The following is an 835-nucleotide window of genomic DNA, read 5'->3' on the forward strand; positions in this document are numbered from 1 at the left end:
GAGCACGAGCACGAGCACGAGCACGCTGAACAGGATGCCGAGCGGCGTCGCATCGTTGATCACCGGCAGGTGGCTTCCACTGGTGGCCCTGATCACGAGGTCGGTCAGGCCGAGGAGCACGACCCCGAGGAGCACGCCGAACACGATGCGGGCCATCCGGGGGGTGGCCCGCAGCCGGCCGCTACGGTAGGCAACCAGCATCGCGACGAAGATCAGACCGGTCCCGAGCAGGGCCTGTGGGATGATGCCGTTGAAGGTGTCCTCGTAGTAGCGTGAGACCGCCCCGACCGCCACCCCTTCGATCAGGGCAAAGGCGATGATGAGCGGCGGACTGATCAGGTTGCGAAACGAGACGAACAGACTGATCGTCAGGGCGACGAGGCCGGCCCCAGCGCAATGCCGGGCGAGTCCGGTGCGAGGGCCCAGCCGACCGCGCCACCGGCCGCCAGCAGCGCGAACAGCCCCAGCGTGTGCACGACGACGTCGTCGATCGTGAGGGTGGTGGGCTGGCGGTAGTGGCTCGCCAGCTCCTCGGGGGTCGGCGTGGGAGGAGACGCGAAACCACCACGACGGAACGCGGGGTTCGAGGAACGAAGGTCGGCCATGGAGCCGGCTCCTCTCGGTCGCCTCCGGGGAGGCATCACCCTCGGTGACTACAGCCTACGTCACCGTATGGAACGTTCCTTGGGACGCAGGAGTTCCCGGCGCACCGGACACGGTGGACGGCGACAAGACATCGCGACACACGCCCACGCGCATCCTCACAGCGACGAAGCCTTCCCCTCGTCGGCCGCGGTTCATCGGTCAGATGCCCGGACGACCGAGAAAGGATTGT

General features: G+C 67.5%; 1 pseudogene. It reads right to left on the reverse strand.

From position 1 onward, the window contains the following. Positions 1–605: pseudogene (locus ACY45C_RS01930) on the reverse strand (Bax inhibitor-1/YccA family protein); the annotation flags it as partial. Positions 606–835 lie beyond the last annotated feature (230 nt).

The organism is Frankia sp. CcWB2, from assembly GCF_977927585.1.